Here is a 16,404-nt window from a genome sequence, read left to right as displayed (position 1 = left end):
ATCGGTGCCATTGAGTAACGGAGCCGTCATCGCGCAGCGCTACAGACTGCTGCGCCTCATCGCCACGGGCGGCATGGGACAGGTCTGGGAGGCGATGGACAATCGCCTCGACCGCCGTGTCGCCGTGAAGGTACTCAAAGCCGAGTTCTCCGAGGACCCGGAGTTCTTGCAGCGCTTCAGGTTCGAGGCCCGTACCACCGCTCAACTGAACTACCCCGGAATCGCCGGCGTGTACGACTACGGCGAGACCCGCGACGGTGCAGGCGAATCGCTCGCCTACCTGGTGATGGAACTGGTCAACGGCGAACCCCTCAACGCAGTGCTGGGTCGCATGTCGCGGCTCCCGCTCGGTCACGCCCTGGACATGCTCGAGCAGACCGGGCGCGCGCTGCAGATCGCGCACACGGCAGGGGTCGTCCACCGCGACGTCAAGCCCGGCAACATCCTGATCACCCCCACCGGGCAGGTCAAGATCACCGACTTCGGCATCGCCAAGGCCGTCGACGCCTCCCCCGTCACCAAGACCGGAATGGTCATGGGCACCGCCCAGTACATCGCTCCCGAGCAAGCCCTCGGAGAAGAGGCGACCTCTGCATCCGACGTCTACTCACTCGGCGTCGTCGGATACGAAGTACTCGCGGGCACACGGCCTTTCGTGGGCGACGGCGCCCTGACCGTCGCCATGAAGCACGTCCGCGAAGCACCGGCACCCATGCCGGTCGACCTGCCACCGGCCGTCCGTGAGCTCATCGAGATCACGATGGTCAAGGATCCGGCCGCCCGTTACGCCAACGGCGGCGAATTCGCCGATGCCGTCGCCGCAGTTCGGGCCGGCCGCCGGCCGCCGGCACCCGGCAACTCGCGTGGTACCGGAACCGGGAGAGTCATGATGCCCGGCGTCGTGCCCAGCCCGCAGCCGTCTCCACCGTCGAGCACCCAGATGATGCCGACCTCGCAACGGGATTACCGGGGCCCGGCTACCGGCACTGCAGCTGCAGCGGTTCCCGAGCAGACCGGCATGTCCTCGGCGCAGAAGGCGTTGGCCTGGGGCGGCGGCGCGCTCCTGCTGTTGGCCATCCTGATCGGCGGTTACGTGCTGCTGACCGGCGGTAGAGACGACTCGCCGACACCGTTCGTACAGCCGACGACCACCACGCAGCCGACGACCACGACCACAACGACCACCGAGCCGTCGACAACGACCGAAGAAACCACGACCACCGAAGAAACCACGACGACCACCACGACGACCACGACCACCTCGGAGGAGCCGACGACCACCGAAGAAACCACGACGACCTCGGCGCAGCCCACCCAGACGACGACTCGCAGGCCGCTGATCGAGATTCCGTTCCCGCAAGCACCACAAGGACAACGATGACGACTCCCCGTACGCTCTCCTCTCGCTACGAGCTGGGCGAGATACTCGGTTTCGGCGGTATGTCCGAGGTTCACCTCGCTCGGGACACACGGCTCGATCGGGACGTCGCCATCAAGGTTCTGCGCGCCGACCTCGCTCGCGATCCCACGTTCTACCTCAGGTTCCGACGTGAGGCACAGAACGCTGCTGCGCTCAATCACCCCGCCATCGTCGCCGTCTACGACACCGGTGAAGCCGAGACCGAAGCCGGTCCGCTCCCGTTCATCGTCATGGAATACGTCGACGGCGACACCCTGCGCGACATCGTGCGCGCCGAAGGCCCCATGGCGCCGCGTCGAGCCATGGAGGTCATCGCCGACGTCTGTGCCGCCCTCGATTTCAGCCACCGCAACGGCATCGTGCACCGCGACGTCAAACCCGCCAACATCATGATCAACAATGCAGGCGCGGTGAAGGTGATGGACTTCGGCATCGCCCGTGCCATCGCCGATTCGTCCTCGCCGATGACTCAGACCGCCGCCGTGATCGGAACCGCGCAGTACCTCTCGCCCGAGCAGGCCCGCGGGGAACAGGTCGACGCGCGTTCGGACGTCTACTCGCTCGGGTGCGTACTGTTCGAGATCCTGACCGGCGAGCCGCCGTTCAAGGGGGATTCGCCGGTCGCCGTCGCCTACCAGCACGTCCGTGAAGACCCCCAGCTGCCGTCGCTGGTCAACGAGACCGTCCCGCGCGAACTCGACTCGATCATCCTCAAGGCAATGGCCAAGAACCCGGCCAATCGCTACCAGAGCGCTGCCGAGATGCGCACCGACCTTGTCCGCGTTCTGGGCGGCCAGCGACCGAGTGCGCCCATGGTGATGAACGACGAGGATCGAACCACCATCCTCGGCTCCGTCGATTCCCGTCAGGCCGATTTCTCCGGCAAGGACAAGCCCGCCGCTACCGCGGCACCTCGGTCGTCACGCCATACGGAGGACTACGACGAACCGAAGAACCGCCGCGGCCTCAAGATCGCGTTGATCTCGGCGGCCGCGATCATCGTCGTCGCTATCGTCGGCGCATTCCTGTGGTCGCTCGGTCCCGGTGCCGACCCCAAGACCGTCGCCGTGCCTACCGTCGTCGGAATGTCCGCAGACGAGGCGCAGCGGCAACTCGAAGACGCCGGCCTGCGAGTGAGCATCCAGGAGAAGCCCGACGCGGCGATTCCAGAAGGATCGGCCATCGGCACCAATCCGGCGGCCGGATCACAGACCGAGTCGCCGGGGAACATCCAGCTCGACGTGTCCTCGGGGCCGCAGCAGGTGCAGGTTCCGCGACTGACCGGCCTCACGCAGCAGCAGGCGTCGGATGCACTGAACGAGGTGGGCCTCCAGCTCGATGCCACCGTCGCCCGTGCTCCGTCGTCACCCGAGAACCTCGACAAGGTCGTCGAGCAGAATCCGTCCTCGGGCGTGAGCATGAACGCGAACTCGCAGGTTCGCATCACCCTGGGCACCGGGCCGGCGCAGGTGCGGATGCCCGACGTCGTGGGGCAACTCGTGAACGTGGCGCAGCCGAACGTCGAGGGAGCCGGACTGCGCGTCCAGGTGCAGAACATCGACTCGGGACAGCCGACGGGTCAGGTCGTCTCCACAGACCCCGTGGGCGGCACCAATGTCACCGAGAACACCGTGGTCACGCTGCGCGTGTCGAACGGCGACAAGATCCCCATGCCCGACCTCGCCGGTCTGACCGAGGCACAGGCGTTGGCCGCGCTGCAGTCGGCCGGCTGGACGGGCACGGCAGCGGAACTGACGGCGACAAGGGAAGCGACGCTGGATCCGTTGATGGTCGGGCGAGTGGTGAATCAGACGCAGCCGGCAGGGTCCGAGATCAGCAAGTCCGACACCGTCACGATCAGCATCGGCGCCCTGGGCATCCCCGGGCGTTAGCGATCGACGATCAGGCGAAGGCCTCGGCGACCTGCGCCTCCAGGGTTCCCACCAAACCGGAATCGGTGGGCATACCGCATACAGCGAGCCAGTTGGCCAGCATCCGGTGCCCGCCCTCGGTGAGGATGGACTCCGGATGGAACTGCACGCCGTGAATGGGTAGCTCGGTGTGCCTCATGGCCATCACCAGACCCGATTCGGTACGGCCGATGATCTCGAGCTCCGCGGGGATGGTGTCCTCGCGGACGGTCAGCGAGTGATAACGGGTGGCAGTGAACGGCTCGCTCATCCCTTCCAGGACGCCGACGCCGGTGTGGTGGACGAGGCTGGTCTTACCGTGCAGCAACTCCGGGGCCTTCTCGACCGTGGCACCGAACGCGGCTCCGATCGCCTGATGTCCCAGACACACACCGAGCAGCGGGGTTTTGGCCCGCGCACTCGCCGAGACCAGGTCCATCGTGGCCCCGGCGCGCTGCGGAGTTCCCGGGCCAGGGCTGAGCAGAATGCCGTCGAACTCCGCGGCAACAGCGTCGCGATCGGCGAGTCGCTCGTCGTCGTTGCGCCACACCTCGACCTCGGCGTTCAACTGGCCCAGGTACTGGACGAGGTTGAAGACGAAGCTGTCGTAGTTGTCGACGACGAGAATGCGCATGTCGACAGCGTACTCAGCGCGGCTCCGCGAACCGCATGCGCACCGATTCGGTGTACGCCGGAACCGATACGTTCTGATACGCCGCGACCTCGTAGCGCAGGCCGTACCGCAGCGCATACTGCTGGTACAGCCGCACCCCGGGCTCGTTGTCCAACGCCGCCCGCAGTCGATCCGGGTCGCCGAGAGCCGTCATCACGTACGGCGGACTGTACGTCCGGCCGCCCAGTAGCAGCGTGTTCCCGATGCACCGCGGTGCCGACGACGCCACCAGACGCTGATCCTGCATCGCCATCGCCGACGCGCCGCCGGCCCAGAGGGCGTTGAGGACACTCTGCACGTCGACCTGATGAACTACCAGGTCGTCCGGGGACGCGTCGGACGCATACGACCCGTCGGGACCGCGTGGAGCGTCGGCCATCGTCACCGTCAACCCCGTGCCGGACGCCTCCTCCCGGCCCGCCGCGTCCGAGAGGGCGTCGACCCGGGCCAACGCGTCGGCCACCTCGGAGTCGCCCGCCGCCGTGCGTTGCTGCAGGAGATCGACCTGCTGCTCGAGCGCATCTCTACTGCGCAGCGCATCGTCGCTGCTCCGCTGGGCCGCGTCGACCAGATCGGCGAGCCGCGTCGTGTCACCGCCCCGCAACTCGTTGCCGTCGGAGGCATGCCTCGTGGTTCCGAGCAGCAGACCGACCACAGCGCACACCGCCACAGCGAGCACCCACCATCGGGTCTCGGAAGAATCGGTCGATCGTCGTCTCACAGAGTGCTCGCCACTGTTCGGTAGGTCGGTGCTGCGCTGATCTGAGTTAGCGTGTACTACAAACCGGGTGGATGACCGCCACGGCTCTCCGGGAGACAATAACCTGGGGATGCACGCAACTCGATCGATCCACAGGTTGCCACCGTCAGTTGTCCACAGGCACGGCGCACGCCGATGACCGTCAAGAACACGAAGAGGACGCAATGCCGAAGTCGAAGGTACGGAAGAAGAACGACTACTCGATCAACCCGGCCAACCGGACGCCGGTGAAGGTCAACGCCGGACCGTCGCCGGTCTGGTACGTGGTCCTGATGCTCGGATTCATGCTGGTAGGGCTGCTGTGGCTCATCGTGTACTACCTGGCCCAGGAAGACATCTCGTTCATCGGCAACCTCGGTGCGTACAACTTCCTCATCGGATTCGGATTCATGGTCGTCGGCCTCGTCATGACCATGCGATGGCGCTGAGAGCCGGCCGAGTTACACCGATGTCATTCATCCCCAATGTGGATAAACCCTGTGGATAACTTTCCCAACCATCCACAGGGTGTTTACGAACACCGATGGGCGACGCCGGCGATAGCCGTCGGCGCGCTGGTCGCAGGCGGTATCGCACTCGCCATCGGTGCCGTCCTCGCCTCCTCGGACGCCGCCGGAACCTTCCTCGTCGGACTCGCCGCCGTCGGAACCTGGGTAATGGCAGCCCTCGCGGCCGCACAACGCCCCCGACTCGCCATCACACCCGACGGCTCACTGGTGATGAAACGACTCACCGGCACGCGCACGTACTCGCGCGCCGACATCGTCCAAATCAAAGTGGTCCGCTACCCGAGACTGGGACGACGAGTCCCGATGCTCGAACTGGACGTCCGCTCACCCGACGACGACGACGATCGACTGATCATCTTCGGCCGATGGGACCTGGGAGCCGACCCACGCGACGTGTTCGAGGTACTCGACACCTACGGACTGGTTCCGCCGAACAACTGACCGCCCACCTTCTGAACCCCCGGAGGGCACTCAATGTGACGTTCGGTGGACTTTTCGGGGGTCAATGGCACATTCAGTGGACTTCAGAGGCCCATCTGCGCGCGGAGGTCGAGGACTCGGACTGCGATGGTACCCAGGGATATCAGGGCCACGGCTGCCACGGAGAGCCAGGCGAGGGATACGCCTGCAGGTCGTTGCGCACCGTTGCGGTTGGGTAGGAACACCAATCCGGCGGTGGCTGCCGCTCCGGCGACCAGTCCGCCCATATGGCCCCACAGCGAGATGCTGGGGATCGAGATGCTGATGAAGATGTTCAGCGCGATCACGATCAGGACCGGGGTCGGGGAGCGCTTGAGTCGCAGCAGAATGACGGCCTGCGCACCGAGCAATCCGAACACGGCACCCGACGCGCCGGCGGTGGCGGCCAGAGGATTCTCGAACAACATGACCGATGCGCTGCCACCGAGCAGCGACAGGAAGTAGACGGCGAGATAGCGGCTGCGGCCCAGCACCAATTCGACGTCACGCCCGATGACGTACAGGGCGAACATGTTCACGAGAAGGTGAATGGGTCCGATGTGGATGAACCCGCTGCTGAGCAGGCGCCACACATCGCCGTTCGCGACCAGCAGGCTGTTCAGTGCCCAGGCGTCGGCCAGCGACGATCCGCGGAAATTGCTCATGAGGTCGCCGGATTGAGCGGCGGTGATGCCGAAGATCACGACGTTGATCGCGATCAATGCGAAGGTCAGCGGTGTCTTGGCGGAGCGTGTCATCGGCGCGCCGGCGACCGTACGCGCGGTCCGCACGTTCTTGTTGCCCTCGCGAACACAGTCGACACAGTGCTGCCCGACGGCCGCGGGCTGCAGACACTGTGGGCACGCGGGCCGGCCGCATCGAGAGCAGGCCAGGCCGGTCGGGCGATCGGGATGTCTGACGCACACCGACTGGGGTGGGTTGGGCTGGTCGCCGTACGCGCCACCCCAGCCGGGGTTTGTCATCGTGTAATTCCTTCTACAACCGAATCAGGCGATGGTGATGCTGTTGATGACGACCTCTTCCACCGGGCGATCGCCGCGGCCGACCTGCGTGCTCGAGATCGCGTCGACGACCTTCTTGGACGCTTCGTCCGTGACCTCACCGAAGATGCTGTGCTTGCGGTTGAGGTGCGGGGTCTTGCCGGTGGTGATGAAGAACTGCGAGCCGTTGGTGCCGGGGCCTGCGTTGGCCATGGCCAGCAGGTACGGGCGGTCGAAGGAGAGCTCCGGGTGGAACTCGTCCTCGAACTTGTAGCCCGGTCCGCCGGTGCCGGTTCCGGTCGGGTCGCCGCCCTGGATCATGAAACCGTCGATGACGCGGTGGAACACTGCGCCGTCGTAGAACGGTCCGGTCTTGGCACCCGATGCGTTCTGCGTCGTGTATTCCTTCGACCCGTCCGCAAGGCCGACGAAGTTCGCGACGGTCTTGGGGGCGTGATTGCCGAACAGTTCGATGACGATGTCGCCGCGGTTGGTGTGCAGCGTTGCCGTTTGGGTCTTGTTTGGTGAAGTCACGCTCACCATCGTGCCATCTCGAGCGACCGGGTAGTTCACAGGTGGTGTATCGAGAGGGTCGATCGGGGCGCTGTTGTGGAACAGTGAGGGCATGACGAGCACTACGAAAACCGAGCGGGTTCACTCCTCTACCGGTACGGCGGCGTCGACGCTGCTCGGTGCCGCTTCCGTTGTGAGCAAGGGCCCTGCCGGAGTGGGCCTCTTGCTCGCCAAGCGCGGCTACGGGTTGGCACGTAAGCAGGCTGCTCAGCGACGCGCGGCTACTGCCGAGCGGATTGCCCGGGCCGATCTGACCAAGGCAGCTCTGACTGCTGATCGGACGCCGGGAAACAGGCGCCGTGTCCTGGCGTTCGGAGCGGCTGCTGTCGTCGTCGGAGGTGTCGTGTTCTACCTCAGCCGACGCCGCCACGAGGTGCCGCCGCCCGCAGATGCGCCGCCCAGCCTGGTCGATTACGAAGACGAGTCGACGTCACAGGTATAGGAGCTTCTGCAGTAGATCGAACAGGCCGGGCCGGGACCTTTTTTCTGCGTCCTCGCCCCGGCCGGCGACGACCAGACCGACGGTGTGTTCGGTGCTCGAACCTTCTGTGAGGTAGTCACTGTGACCTGTCGCGCCCGGACGGCCGTCGGCCTCGTCGGTGGCCAGTTGGGTCACTCCGTCGAGCGTGCCGGGATCTCGTCCGAAGGCACCGATGTCTGCGACGATGTCCCCGCGCGCCTCCGCCGCGAAAACGTGACCGTCGGGAACCTGTAGTTCGGTCACACTGCCGGTGCCGAGGCCAGGTGATCCGAGGGACACGAACTCGTCGACGCCGGTGCTTTGGTGCAGAGCGGCGGCTGCGGTCAGTGATCCGTAGGAGTGTGCCAGCACCGACAGATGTGGATCGTTCGACCGGGCCACATCGAGGCCTTCCAGAAAGGGCACCAATCGCGTCGCCCCTGCTTGCGCGGCGGCATCGGATGCGACTGTCCGATCGGGATCGAGCAGACCCCATCCCAGCTGTGGAGCCTGGTAGTTCATCCACGTCACGGCTGCGACGGTGGGCGGTGGATCCTCCGAAAGCATCTGTTCCACAGTAGTTTTGAGATTCTCCAGGTCGCCGTCGTACCGTACCGCGTCTCCGTGGACGGTCGAGCCGAGGCCGGGTACGAACACCGCCACGTGTGTTGCTGTGTCGACGTCACCCACCGCGATAGCGGCAGTGGTCTCCGTGTACGTCGAATTGTCCAGCGCCAACAGTTGCCTGTCACCTTGTGCCAGAGTCGTTTCGATCGCGTCGAGCGAGCTCAGGCGCGTTTGCGTCTGTTCCAAACCGGCGTCCGCATCACTGAACAATCCTCCGAAAGTGTTGTCCTTCAACTGGTTTCCGAGTTCCTCTGCCACAGCCTGCAGTCGAAGGCGCTCACTGGCAAGTACCCGACGGTTCGCGCAGTCTCGAATTCGACCCGGCAAGCCGTCGAGATTACCGATGAGAGACGGTTGCTCGACGAGCAGTCGAGTGCGCTCGGCGGGCGAGAGTGCGCTCCAGAACGCCGCATTCGTGGCCGGACTCCCCTCGAGCGGCACTACCGATACCCCTGCTCTGACCACGGTGCCCGGGGAGATGTCGCCGGCGAGGCGTCGGGCAAGGTCCTCGTCGAACGCGGTCGCGGCTCGCATCAGTTGGGTGATGCGTTCGGCCAACTCGGTGCAACGGTGACGCCGATCGCGAATGGTCGACGACAGGTCCTGCTGCGCAACCGAATACGACGTCAGTACGTCGGTCACCGAACCGTCGCGTCGGATATCGAAGTGCTCGCGCGCGGCGTTCGATTCCAGAGCGGTCAGCGTCGAGACGAGTCCGGCCATGTCGATGGCCGCCGGAGCGGTGCACAGCGCTACCCGCAGTAGCTCCGTCGCACAGTCCCCCACCTGCGCACGCAGAGCTCCGATGGCATCTCGGTATGCCGTTGCCGCGGGGCCCTGCCATCCGTCGTCGACGACGGTTTCCAGCAGGGCGCTGTGCACAGCGGCCAAACCGCGCCAACAGTGCATCAGCTCGTTCGACACGGTGGTCAACGCCTGGCTGTCCCACGATCTGACGTCATCGAGCGTGACCATCGCAATCCCCTCGCCGAGTTGTCGTCGTATTCGACGAGTCAACGTCAGCGAGTCGGTGCGGCGAGAAATCTATCCCCAGCCTGTGGATGAAATCTGGGGATGACGGGAACGTCGTTGTATCGCTACACGATTCTGCGTATCGGCCCGCGATGCCCGTCACCGGGCTCGGCGGGGCGAGACGCCTTCGGGGGGCGACTCCGCTTGGCGCGATACAGGTCTGCATCCGCGGCGCGATAGATTTCACCCCACCGGCGGCCGGCCGGCATACACGCCAGACCGACGCTCCACTCGGCGCGATGGGATCGGCGCAAGCCGTCGATGATCTGCCAGGCTTCGGCCTCGAGAACTCCTGGCATGAACAGGACGAATTCGTCTCCGCCGAGCCGGCCCAGAACATCCCGTTTGGTCAGTTGCCCCTTCCAGGCCTTCGAGACACGAGTGAGCAATACGTCGCCGGCAATGTGGCCGTACTCGTCGTTGATCTCCTTGAAGTTGTCGAGATCGAGCACCGCCAGGCTGACCGTCAGACCACGAGCGGCGCACGCGGGCAACATCTTCTCGATTTTCGACTCGAAGCCGAATCGATTGAGCAGGCCCGTCAACGCGTCATGAGTGGCCGAATACCGCATTCGACGCGCGAACACACCGAACACTTCCGTTGCGCCGACGATGCCGAGGGCGACCAGAATGTAGCTGATGAAGGGCGTTCCATAGGGGGCAACAGCGGCACCCACGACCGCAGACACAGCCAGTACCGCAACCCATATGCCGGCGTCGCGCTCGGACCAGAAGGCACCGATGTGCATGCCGAGGAACATCGCCGCTTGCACACAGATCAGGAACGCGGGCATCGTGTTGCTACTGCCCAATGCGCAGGCAAGCGCGCCCACCGACAGCGCGGTGGCGGTGCCGACCGCATGCTTGGGACTCGGCGCTCCTGCTCGTGCGAGAACAACGATCGCCGCCGGCCCCAGAACCACTGCGAGCGCGGCAAAAATTTGCTGCGGGCCGGACAGGTCCGACCACGATGCGATGCCGTTCGCGATGTAGAGAACCGTGGTCACCGCGGCGAATACCGCAAGCATCCGCCCGGACTCGTCGAACCTGAATCTGCTCACCAGCAGACACCGTCCATACCGACCATTACGCGTGACGCCTCACCCAAGCACACAACGAACCGGACACCACCGCTCACGCGATTCCCCCCAGGCACCATCGGCCCTCCCCACGCACTACGACCGTTGCCTCATCGGGCCCACCCGTGACCGGACTCTAACACCTCCGAGCTTCGATCACGACCCGCAGCAGCGATTGCGTAGCAGGTCAGGACGCTTTCGCGGCCCGCGCTGCCTCCCGCGCCAACAGTCGATCGCGGGATTCCTCGAACTTCGTCGCCTTCGACTCCAAATCCTGTACGAACGCAGCCAGACGATCGCGGTCCCGCTCGCCCTCACCGCTGAAGTCGTTGCGCTCGAATATGTTCCATTTGCGCAGCACCGGCATCAACACCTCGTCCAGATGCTGGCGAAGATCGTAAATCCCGTGCTTTGCCAGAATCATGGCGTTCTTCCGAAAGTTCGGCATGTTCAGTCCCGGCATCTGAAAATCCGTCGCGACATCGGCGATGGCACGCACCATCTGGTCCGGCACCAGGTCGAGCGACGCCTCGCCGAGGTTCCGGTAGAAGATCATGTGCAAATTCTCGTCCGCGGCCACCCGGGCCAGCATTCGATCGGCGATCGGATCGCCACAGGCCAGACCCGTGTTGCGGTGCGACACGCGCGTCGCGAGCTCCTGGAACGTCACGTACGCCACCGAGTGCAAGAAATTGGAGCCGTCCATCGGGGCGTCGACACCGACCGTCATGTGGTGCATACGAGCCCGCTCCAGCTCGACCGGGTCCACGGCCCGTGTCACCACCAGATAGTCGCGCATGACGATCCCGTGGCGGTTCTCCTCCGCAGTCCAGCGGCCCACCCAGGTGCCCCATGCGCCGTCCAACGAGAAGTTGTCGGCCAGACCGCGGTGGTACGACGGCAGATTGTCTTCGGTCAACAGATTGGTGATCATCGCCGTGCGCGCCAATTCCGACAACGACGACTGTTCCAGCGACCAGTCCTCCCCACCCATCGCCGCAAAATTGCGACCCAGATCCCACGGGACGTAATCATGCGGATGCCATTCCTTCGCCATCGACAGATGGCGATTCAGGTTGGCTTCCAACGTGCCGTCGAGCTCGGTCAACAACTCTTCATGATCGAGAACACGCGTCATCTGTGGGGCTCCTCCGAGAAATATGAGACGCCCGAACCGAAGACCGATCCGAGACGCCGAGATCGAACGACGGCACACCCCCCTGCGGTGCGCCGTCGCGACCTGTCCCGTCGATCCGAGAACCGACGCTGCTGTACCCGAAGAACGCTAAAGACCACGGACGCGATGCGAAACGAATCGAACGATGATCTGGATATCTGGGCACCGATCTCGACAGCGGTTGGTCCGAGTCACAACGGCGGTGGATGAAGCAGCCCTCCGCCCGTCCGGGACTCGATGTCACGTTCGGTGGACTTTTCGGGGGTCAATGTCACATCTAGTGGACTTGGGGGCGAGCGGCAGCGGGGTGGAAACACAAAAAAGGACGTCCATCGGAATGGACGTCCTTTTGATTGTGGAGCCTAGGAGATTCGAACTCCTGACATCTGCCTTGCAAAGGCAGCGCTCTACCAACTGAGCTAAGGCCCCGGGTGTTGCTGTCGAACGTGCACGAACTTTACACGTTCTCTCCGAGCGATTGTCACCCGGTGGAGATGCTGTGCCAGACGCCTTCCGAGCTGCGCGTGGAGCGCACCTTCGATACAGTCAGCACTGCTATCACCACCGATGCAACAAGAAGAAGGATTTTCACGTCCTGCCTCTTTTCGTTCGTTCGGTGTGGGCCTAGGAGGACTTGAACCTCCGACCTCTTCCTTATCAGGGAAGCGCTCTAACCGCCTGAGCTATAGGCCCTCGATACTGCTTCGGGCCGAAGAATTGCTCTCCTCGAACCGAGGGATGAGATTACCGTATCGGGCCGCTGTCTTCCAAAACGGCCCGATACGGCAGTCGTTCGTGCTGGTCAGTCGCGATCTGCCAGCGTCACTTCGACGCCGCCGACCAGGTCCGACGACAGGTTGTAGATGAAGGCCCCGATCGTGGTGAGTGCGGTGAACAGTACGACATTGATCACACCGATCACTGCTGCGTAGCCGAACACCTGACCGGCGCTGACGAGTCCACCGTCGCCGGATTCGTTGACGATCTCGGTGAAGGCACTGTTGAGGCGGTCCCACACACCCATGCCGTCGAGAACGGCGTAGAGCAGGCCGACGGCCACCATCCACACGAAGAACAGCGACACAGCGATGACAAGAGCGATCTTGAGCGTCGACCAGGGATCGATCTTGCGAATCTGGATCGTCGCCCGCAGAGGATCGCCGTCCGCGCTGGGTACCGCCGTGATAGCGGTGGGGGCTGCGCGATCGGCTGCTGCCGACTCGGGATGCCGGGTGGCAGACAGATCCGGCATGTCCTTCGCCAGATCCTTGCGCTCGATGTGTCGGGTCGGTCCGTCGATCACGGCCGCCTTCGACCGCGCTGCCTCGCGTCGTTCGGTCTTGTCCTCACCCGATTCACGCTGGCCCGGCTCTGCCGAGGTGGATGCAGCAGCCACTGTCGAACGATCGAACTCGCCTGTCGCCGGCAACGCGGTGCCGCGCCCGGACAGGTTCGTCTGAGGTTGGTTCTGGGGCTGACGGTCGTCGGGCCCCTGCTGTGCAGGACGCTGGCCGGGACCGCGCTGCCACGGCGGAGTGCCGGAACCACCCTGCGGGCCGTCTCCGCGCTGAGTCGGTATCGCCTGGGTCGGTGCCGGAGCCTTCGACTCGGTCGATCCGTCGGCAGGAGCAGCATCGTTGGCGGGACGCGGCGGAGCAGGCCGAGATGCGGGACCGGACGGCCCCTGACCCTGCGACGGCTGACCGTTGGCGGGACGAGCGCCGTCGGCGTTTGCCGCACCCGGCTCACCGGGCCGACCATTGGCCGGCTGAGGCGGACGAGACTGGTCCGGTCCCTGCTGAGGTGCTCGAGGCGGCGGACTCTGCGGTGCCGGCTGCCCCTGATGCCCCTGATGCCCCTGATGACCCGGCTGCCCCTGCGGTGCTGGTGGACGCTGCGGCGGAGGTCCCTGAGTCGGACGGGGCGGACCGGCCGGACCACCTTGTGCCGGGCGTGCCGGCGGACGAGCACCCTGTTGCGGTGCCGGACGCGTCGCCGGCTGGGGGCGGCTTCCCGGCCGGGCACCTTCGGGAGGTGCCGAACGCGGTGGCTGCTCGGTCTGGGCAGCGTCCCTGTTGTCCGGTCCACCCGTGGGGCCTGGCCTGCTGCCAGGCCGGTTGGGAGTGCTCACTTACGACTCCTTCGGTGCATCGTCTTCGGGACCTGCTGCGTCCGGTTCGATCTCGTCGGCGTTGCGCGCTATCGCGAGCAGTGTGTCGCCTTCACCGAGATTCATCAACCGCACGCCCTTGGTCTGTCGGCCGGCTTTCCGAACCTGCTTGGCAGCGGTTCGGATTACGCCACCACTGGACGTGATGGCGTACAGCTCGTCCTCGTCGTCGACGATGAGAGCTCCCACCAGCGTGCCACGCTTGGGGTCGTACTGGATTGTCAGTACTCCCTTTCCGCCGCGGCCCTGCTGCGGGTAGTCCTCCATCGCTGTGCGCTTGGAGTAACCGCCCGATGTCGCCACCAGCAGGAACTTGTTCTCGCTGACCACGTTGAGCGACAGCAGCTCGTCCTCACCGTTGAAGCGCATGCCCTGCACACCGGACGTCGCGCGGCCCATGGGTCGCAGTACCTCGTCGGTGGCCGAGAATCGGATCGACTGACCCTGTGCCGAGACGAGCAGCAGATCGTCTTCGGAGGATGCGAGCACTGCGCCGACCAATTCGTCGTCGCCGCGCAGGTTGACCGCGACTATGCCGCCGCTGCGGTTGGAGTCGAAGTCGGTCAGGCGTGACTTCTTGACCAGACCGCCCTTGGTGGCGAGCACAAGGTAGGGAGCATCCTCGTAGGTCTTGATCTGGATGACCTGCGCGATGCGCTCGTCGGGCTGGAAAGCGAGCAGGTTCGCGACGTGCTGTCCGCGTGCCGTGCGGTTGGCCTCGGGCAGTTCGTACGCCTTGGCCCGGTAGACGCGACCCTTGGTGGTGAAGAACAGGATCCAGTCGTGCGTCGAGCAGACGAAGAACTTGCTGACGATGTCGTCCTGCTTCAGGCCCGCTCCCTGCACGCCCTTGCCGCCGCGCTTCTGCGAGCGGTACAGATCGGTTCTGGTGCGCTTGGCGTATCCGGTCTCGGTGATCGTGACCACCACGTTCTCCCGGGCGATCAGATCCTCGTCGTTGACGTCACCGTCGGCGGCAATGATCCGCGTTCGACGGTCGTCGCCGAACTTCTCGACGATCTCGGCCAGCTCGTCTCGCACGATCTGACGCTGACGCTCCGGCTTGGCCAGGATGTCCTGCAGGTCGGCGATGGTGCGTTCGAGTTCGGCCAACTCGTCGATGATCTTCTGGCGCTCGAGGGCGGCGAGGCGCCGCAGCTGCATGTCGAGGATCGCCTGCGCCTGGATCTCGTCGATGTCGAGCAGATCGATCAAGCCCTGCTTGGCGAGATCGACCGTCTGCGACGCACGGATGAGGGCGATGACCTCGTCCAACGCGTCGAGCGCCTTCACGAGGCCGCGCAAAATGTGGGCGCGCTCCTCGGCTCTGCGCAAGCGGTACCGCGTACGACGAACGATCACGTCGAGTTGGTGAGTGACGTAGTACCGGATCATCTGATCGAGCCGCAGGGTGCGCGGCACGCCGTCGACGATCGAAAGCATGTTGGCGCCGAAGCTGGTCTGCAACTGCGAATGCTTGTAGAGGTTGTTCAGGACGACCTTGGCGACGGCATCGCGCTTGATCGTCACGACGATGCGCATACCGACGCGGTCCGAGGACTCGTCGTCGATCTTCGAGATACCGGACAGCTTGCCGTCACGAACCTGCTCGGCGATCGAGGTGATCAGGTTGTCGGGGTTGACCTGGAAGGGCAATTCGGTGATGACGATCGTCGTGCGACCGTTGGAGTCTTCCTCGATCTCGACGACGCCGCGCATCCGGATCGAACCGCGGCCGGTCGAGTACGCATCCTGAATTCCCTGGCCGCCGACGATGAGTCCGTGGGTGGGGAAGTCGGGACCCTTGACGCGTTCCATGCAGGCCGCGAGAGTCGCTTCCTCGTCGGCCTCGAAGTTGTCGAGGGCCCAGAACACCGCGTCGCCGAGTTCACGCAGGTTGTGCGGCGGAATATTGGTGGCCATGCCGACGGCGATACCGTTGGAGCCGTTCATCAACAGGTTGGGCACGCGCGACGGAAGTACCGTCGGCTCTTGGGTTTTGCCGTCGTAGTTGGGGATGAAGTCGACGGTTTCCTCGTCGATGTCGCGCAGCATCTCCATGGCGAGCGGGGTCAGGCGCGCTTCGGTGTATCGCATGGCGGCGGCGCCGTCGTTGCCGCGCGAACCGAAGTTGCCCTGGCCGTCGACCAGTGGGTACCGCATCGACCACGGCTGAGCCAGACGCACGAGCGCGTCGTAGATCGAGGTATCGCCGTGGGGGTGGTAGTTACCCATCGTTTCCGCAACGGGGCGTGCGGATTTGACGTAACTGCGGTCGGGACGGAAGCCCGAGTCGTACATCGCGTACAGCACACGTCGGTGCACCGGCTTGAGACCGTCGCGGACCTCGGGTAGCGCGCGGCCGACGATGACGCTCATCGCGTAATCGATGTAGCTGCGCTGCATCTCCTGCTGGATGTCGACCGGATCGATCCGGTCGCCGCCCTCGGCGTTGGTGGTCGAGCCCGGCGGGGGCCCGACCGGCGGTTCGGTGATGTCAGACATAGAAGATCTCCTCGAAAACGGTCGTCGGACGCACCGACACTGAGTGCGG

14 protein-coding genes and 2 tRNA genes are annotated in these 16,404 nt (G+C 64.8%); 5 read left to right on the top strand and 11 right to left on the bottom strand.

Going from position 1 to position 16,404, the window contains the following annotated elements; genetic code table 11:
* The first annotated feature begins 4 nt into the window (after positions 1–4).
* Complete coding sequence (locus E4P29_RS12680; RefSeq protein WP_135045123.1) at positions 5–1,381, top strand: serine/threonine-protein kinase; 1,377 nt, start codon at positions 5–7, stop codon at positions 1,379–1,381.
* Positions 1,378–3,312: a Stk1 family PASTA domain-containing Ser/Thr kinase gene (gene pknB, locus E4P29_RS12675; RefSeq protein WP_135045121.1), complete on the top strand. Its 1,935-nt coding sequence runs from the start codon at positions 1,378–1,380 to the stop codon at positions 3,310–3,312. Before E4P29_RS12680 ends, pknB begins: the two co-directional genes overlap by 4 nt.
* A gap of 10 nt (positions 3,313–3,322) precedes the next feature.
* On the opposite strand, the gene E4P29_RS12670 is transcribed toward pknB, so the two are convergent.
* Positions 3,323–3,964: an aminodeoxychorismate/anthranilate synthase component II gene (locus E4P29_RS12670; RefSeq protein ID WP_135045119.1), complete on the bottom strand. Its 642-nt coding sequence runs from the start codon at positions 3,962–3,964 to the stop codon at positions 3,323–3,325.
* Positions 3,965–3,977: 13 nt separating this feature from the next.
* Complete coding sequence (locus E4P29_RS12665; RefSeq protein WP_135045117.1) at positions 3,978–4,724, bottom strand: DUF881 domain-containing protein; 747 nt, start codon at positions 4,722–4,724, stop codon at positions 3,978–3,980.
* Between the two features lie 203 nt (positions 4,725–4,927).
* Between E4P29_RS12665 and crgA the strand changes: the two genes are divergently transcribed.
* Positions 4,928–5,191, top strand: coding sequence for a cell division protein CrgA (gene crgA, locus E4P29_RS12660; protein WP_048319273.1), 264 nt, complete (start codon positions 4,928–4,930; stop codon positions 5,189–5,191).
* A 36-nt stretch (positions 5,192–5,227) separates the two neighbouring features.
* Positions 5,228–5,713 carry a PH domain-containing protein gene (locus tag E4P29_RS12655; protein ID WP_135045115.1) on the top strand — a complete coding sequence of 162 codons (486 nt, stop codon included), beginning with the start codon at positions 5,228–5,230 and terminating at the stop codon, positions 5,711–5,713.
* 83 nt (positions 5,714–5,796) lie between these two features.
* Here the strand turns inward: E4P29_RS12655 and E4P29_RS12650 are convergent, their stop codons facing one another.
* Both E4P29_RS12650 and E4P29_RS12645 read right to left on the bottom strand, forming a co-directional pair.
* Entirely contained in the window at positions 5,797–6,714 is a 918-nt protein-coding gene (locus tag E4P29_RS12650) for a rhomboid family intramembrane serine protease (protein ID WP_135045113.1), read from the bottom strand.
* A gap of 24 nt (positions 6,715–6,738) precedes the next feature.
* Complete coding sequence (locus tag E4P29_RS12645) at positions 6,739–7,275, bottom strand: peptidylprolyl isomerase (RefSeq protein ID WP_094621787.1); 537 nt, start codon at positions 7,273–7,275, stop codon at positions 6,739–6,741.
* 82 nt (positions 7,276–7,357) lie between these two features.
* Between E4P29_RS12645 and E4P29_RS12640 the strand changes: the two genes are divergently transcribed.
* Positions 7,358–7,747, top strand: coding sequence for a hypothetical protein (locus tag E4P29_RS12640; RefSeq protein ID WP_135045111.1), 390 nt, complete (start codon positions 7,358–7,360; stop codon positions 7,745–7,747).
* On the opposite strand, the gene E4P29_RS12635 is transcribed toward E4P29_RS12640, so the two are convergent.
* The 7 genes from E4P29_RS12635 to gyrA all read right to left on the bottom strand — a co-directional run bounded on the left by E4P29_RS12635 (position 7,736) and on the right by gyrA (position 16,355).
* A complete protein-coding gene (locus E4P29_RS12635; protein ID WP_135045107.1) occupies positions 7,736–9,367 on the bottom strand; it encodes an alpha/beta hydrolase in 1,632 nt (543 codons plus the stop codon). The two genes, E4P29_RS12640 and E4P29_RS12635, sit on opposite strands and share 12 nt — an antisense overlap.
* 122 nt (positions 9,368–9,489) lie before the next feature.
* Entirely contained in the window at positions 9,490–10,485 is a 996-nt protein-coding gene (locus E4P29_RS12630; protein WP_245154287.1) for a GGDEF domain-containing protein, read from the bottom strand.
* A 205-nt stretch (positions 10,486–10,690) separates the two neighbouring features.
* The gene (locus tag E4P29_RS12625; RefSeq protein ID WP_135045105.1) at positions 10,691–11,641 is read right to left on the bottom strand and encodes an acyl-ACP desaturase; all 951 of its coding nucleotides are present in this window, start codon (positions 11,639–11,641) and stop codon (positions 10,691–10,693) included.
* Positions 11,642–12,036: 395 nt separating this feature from the next.
* Positions 12,037–12,109: transfer RNA gene (locus E4P29_RS12620), tRNA-Ala, on the bottom strand.
* A 190-nt stretch (positions 12,110–12,299) separates the two neighbouring features.
* Positions 12,300–12,373: transfer RNA gene (locus E4P29_RS12615), tRNA-Ile, on the bottom strand.
* Positions 12,374–12,482: 109 nt separating this feature from the next.
* Positions 12,483–13,811, bottom strand: coding sequence for a DUF3566 domain-containing protein (locus tag E4P29_RS25940; protein WP_167735469.1), 1,329 nt, complete (start codon positions 13,809–13,811; stop codon positions 12,483–12,485).
* Positions 13,812–16,355: a DNA gyrase subunit A gene (gene gyrA / locus E4P29_RS12605; protein ID WP_135045103.1), complete on the bottom strand. Its 2,544-nt coding sequence runs from the start codon at positions 16,353–16,355 to the stop codon at positions 13,812–13,814.
* Positions 16,356–16,404 lie beyond the last annotated feature (49 nt).

It is taken from the genome of Rhodococcus sp. 1R11 (genome assembly GCF_004563845.1).
Lineage (GTDB): Bacteria > Actinomycetota > Actinomycetes > Mycobacteriales > Mycobacteriaceae > Rhodococcoides.
This window is presented reverse-complemented; position numbering and strand designations above follow the sequence as displayed.

Bases quoted from the DNA above. Each gene is read 5' to 3' on its own strand.
- pknB (WP_135045121.1), top strand. From the start codon at position 1,378: ATGACGACTCCCCGTACGCTCTCCTCTCGCTACGAGCTGGGCGAGATA.
- E4P29_RS12670 (WP_135045119.1), bottom strand. From the start codon at position 3,964: ATGCGCATTCTCGTCGTCGACAACTACGACAGCTTCGTCTTCAACCTC.
- crgA (WP_048319273.1), top strand. From the start codon at position 4,928: ATGCCGAAGTCGAAGGTACGGAAGAAGAACGACTACTCGATCAACCCG.
- E4P29_RS12655 (WP_135045115.1), top strand. From the start codon at position 5,228: ATGTGGATAAACCCTGTGGATAACTTTCCCAACCATCCACAGGGTGTT.
- E4P29_RS12650 (WP_135045113.1), bottom strand. From the start codon at position 6,714: ATGACAAACCCCGGCTGGGGTGGCGCGTACGGCGACCAGCCCAACCCA.
- E4P29_RS12645 (WP_094621787.1), bottom strand. From the start codon at position 7,275: ATGGTGAGCGTGACTTCACCAAACAAGACCCAAACGGCAACGCTGCAC.
- E4P29_RS12640 (WP_135045111.1), top strand. From the start codon at position 7,358: ATGACGAGCACTACGAAAACCGAGCGGGTTCACTCCTCTACCGGTACG.
- E4P29_RS12635 (WP_135045107.1), bottom strand. From the start codon at position 9,367: ATGGTCACGCTCGATGACGTCAGATCGTGGGACAGCCAGGCGTTGACC.
- E4P29_RS12625 (WP_135045105.1), bottom strand. From the start codon at position 11,641: ATGACGCGTGTTCTCGATCATGAAGAGTTGTTGACCGAGCTCGACGGC.
- gyrA (WP_135045103.1), bottom strand. From the start codon at position 16,355: ATGTCTGACATCACCGAACCGCCGGTCGGGCCCCCGCCGGGCTCGACC.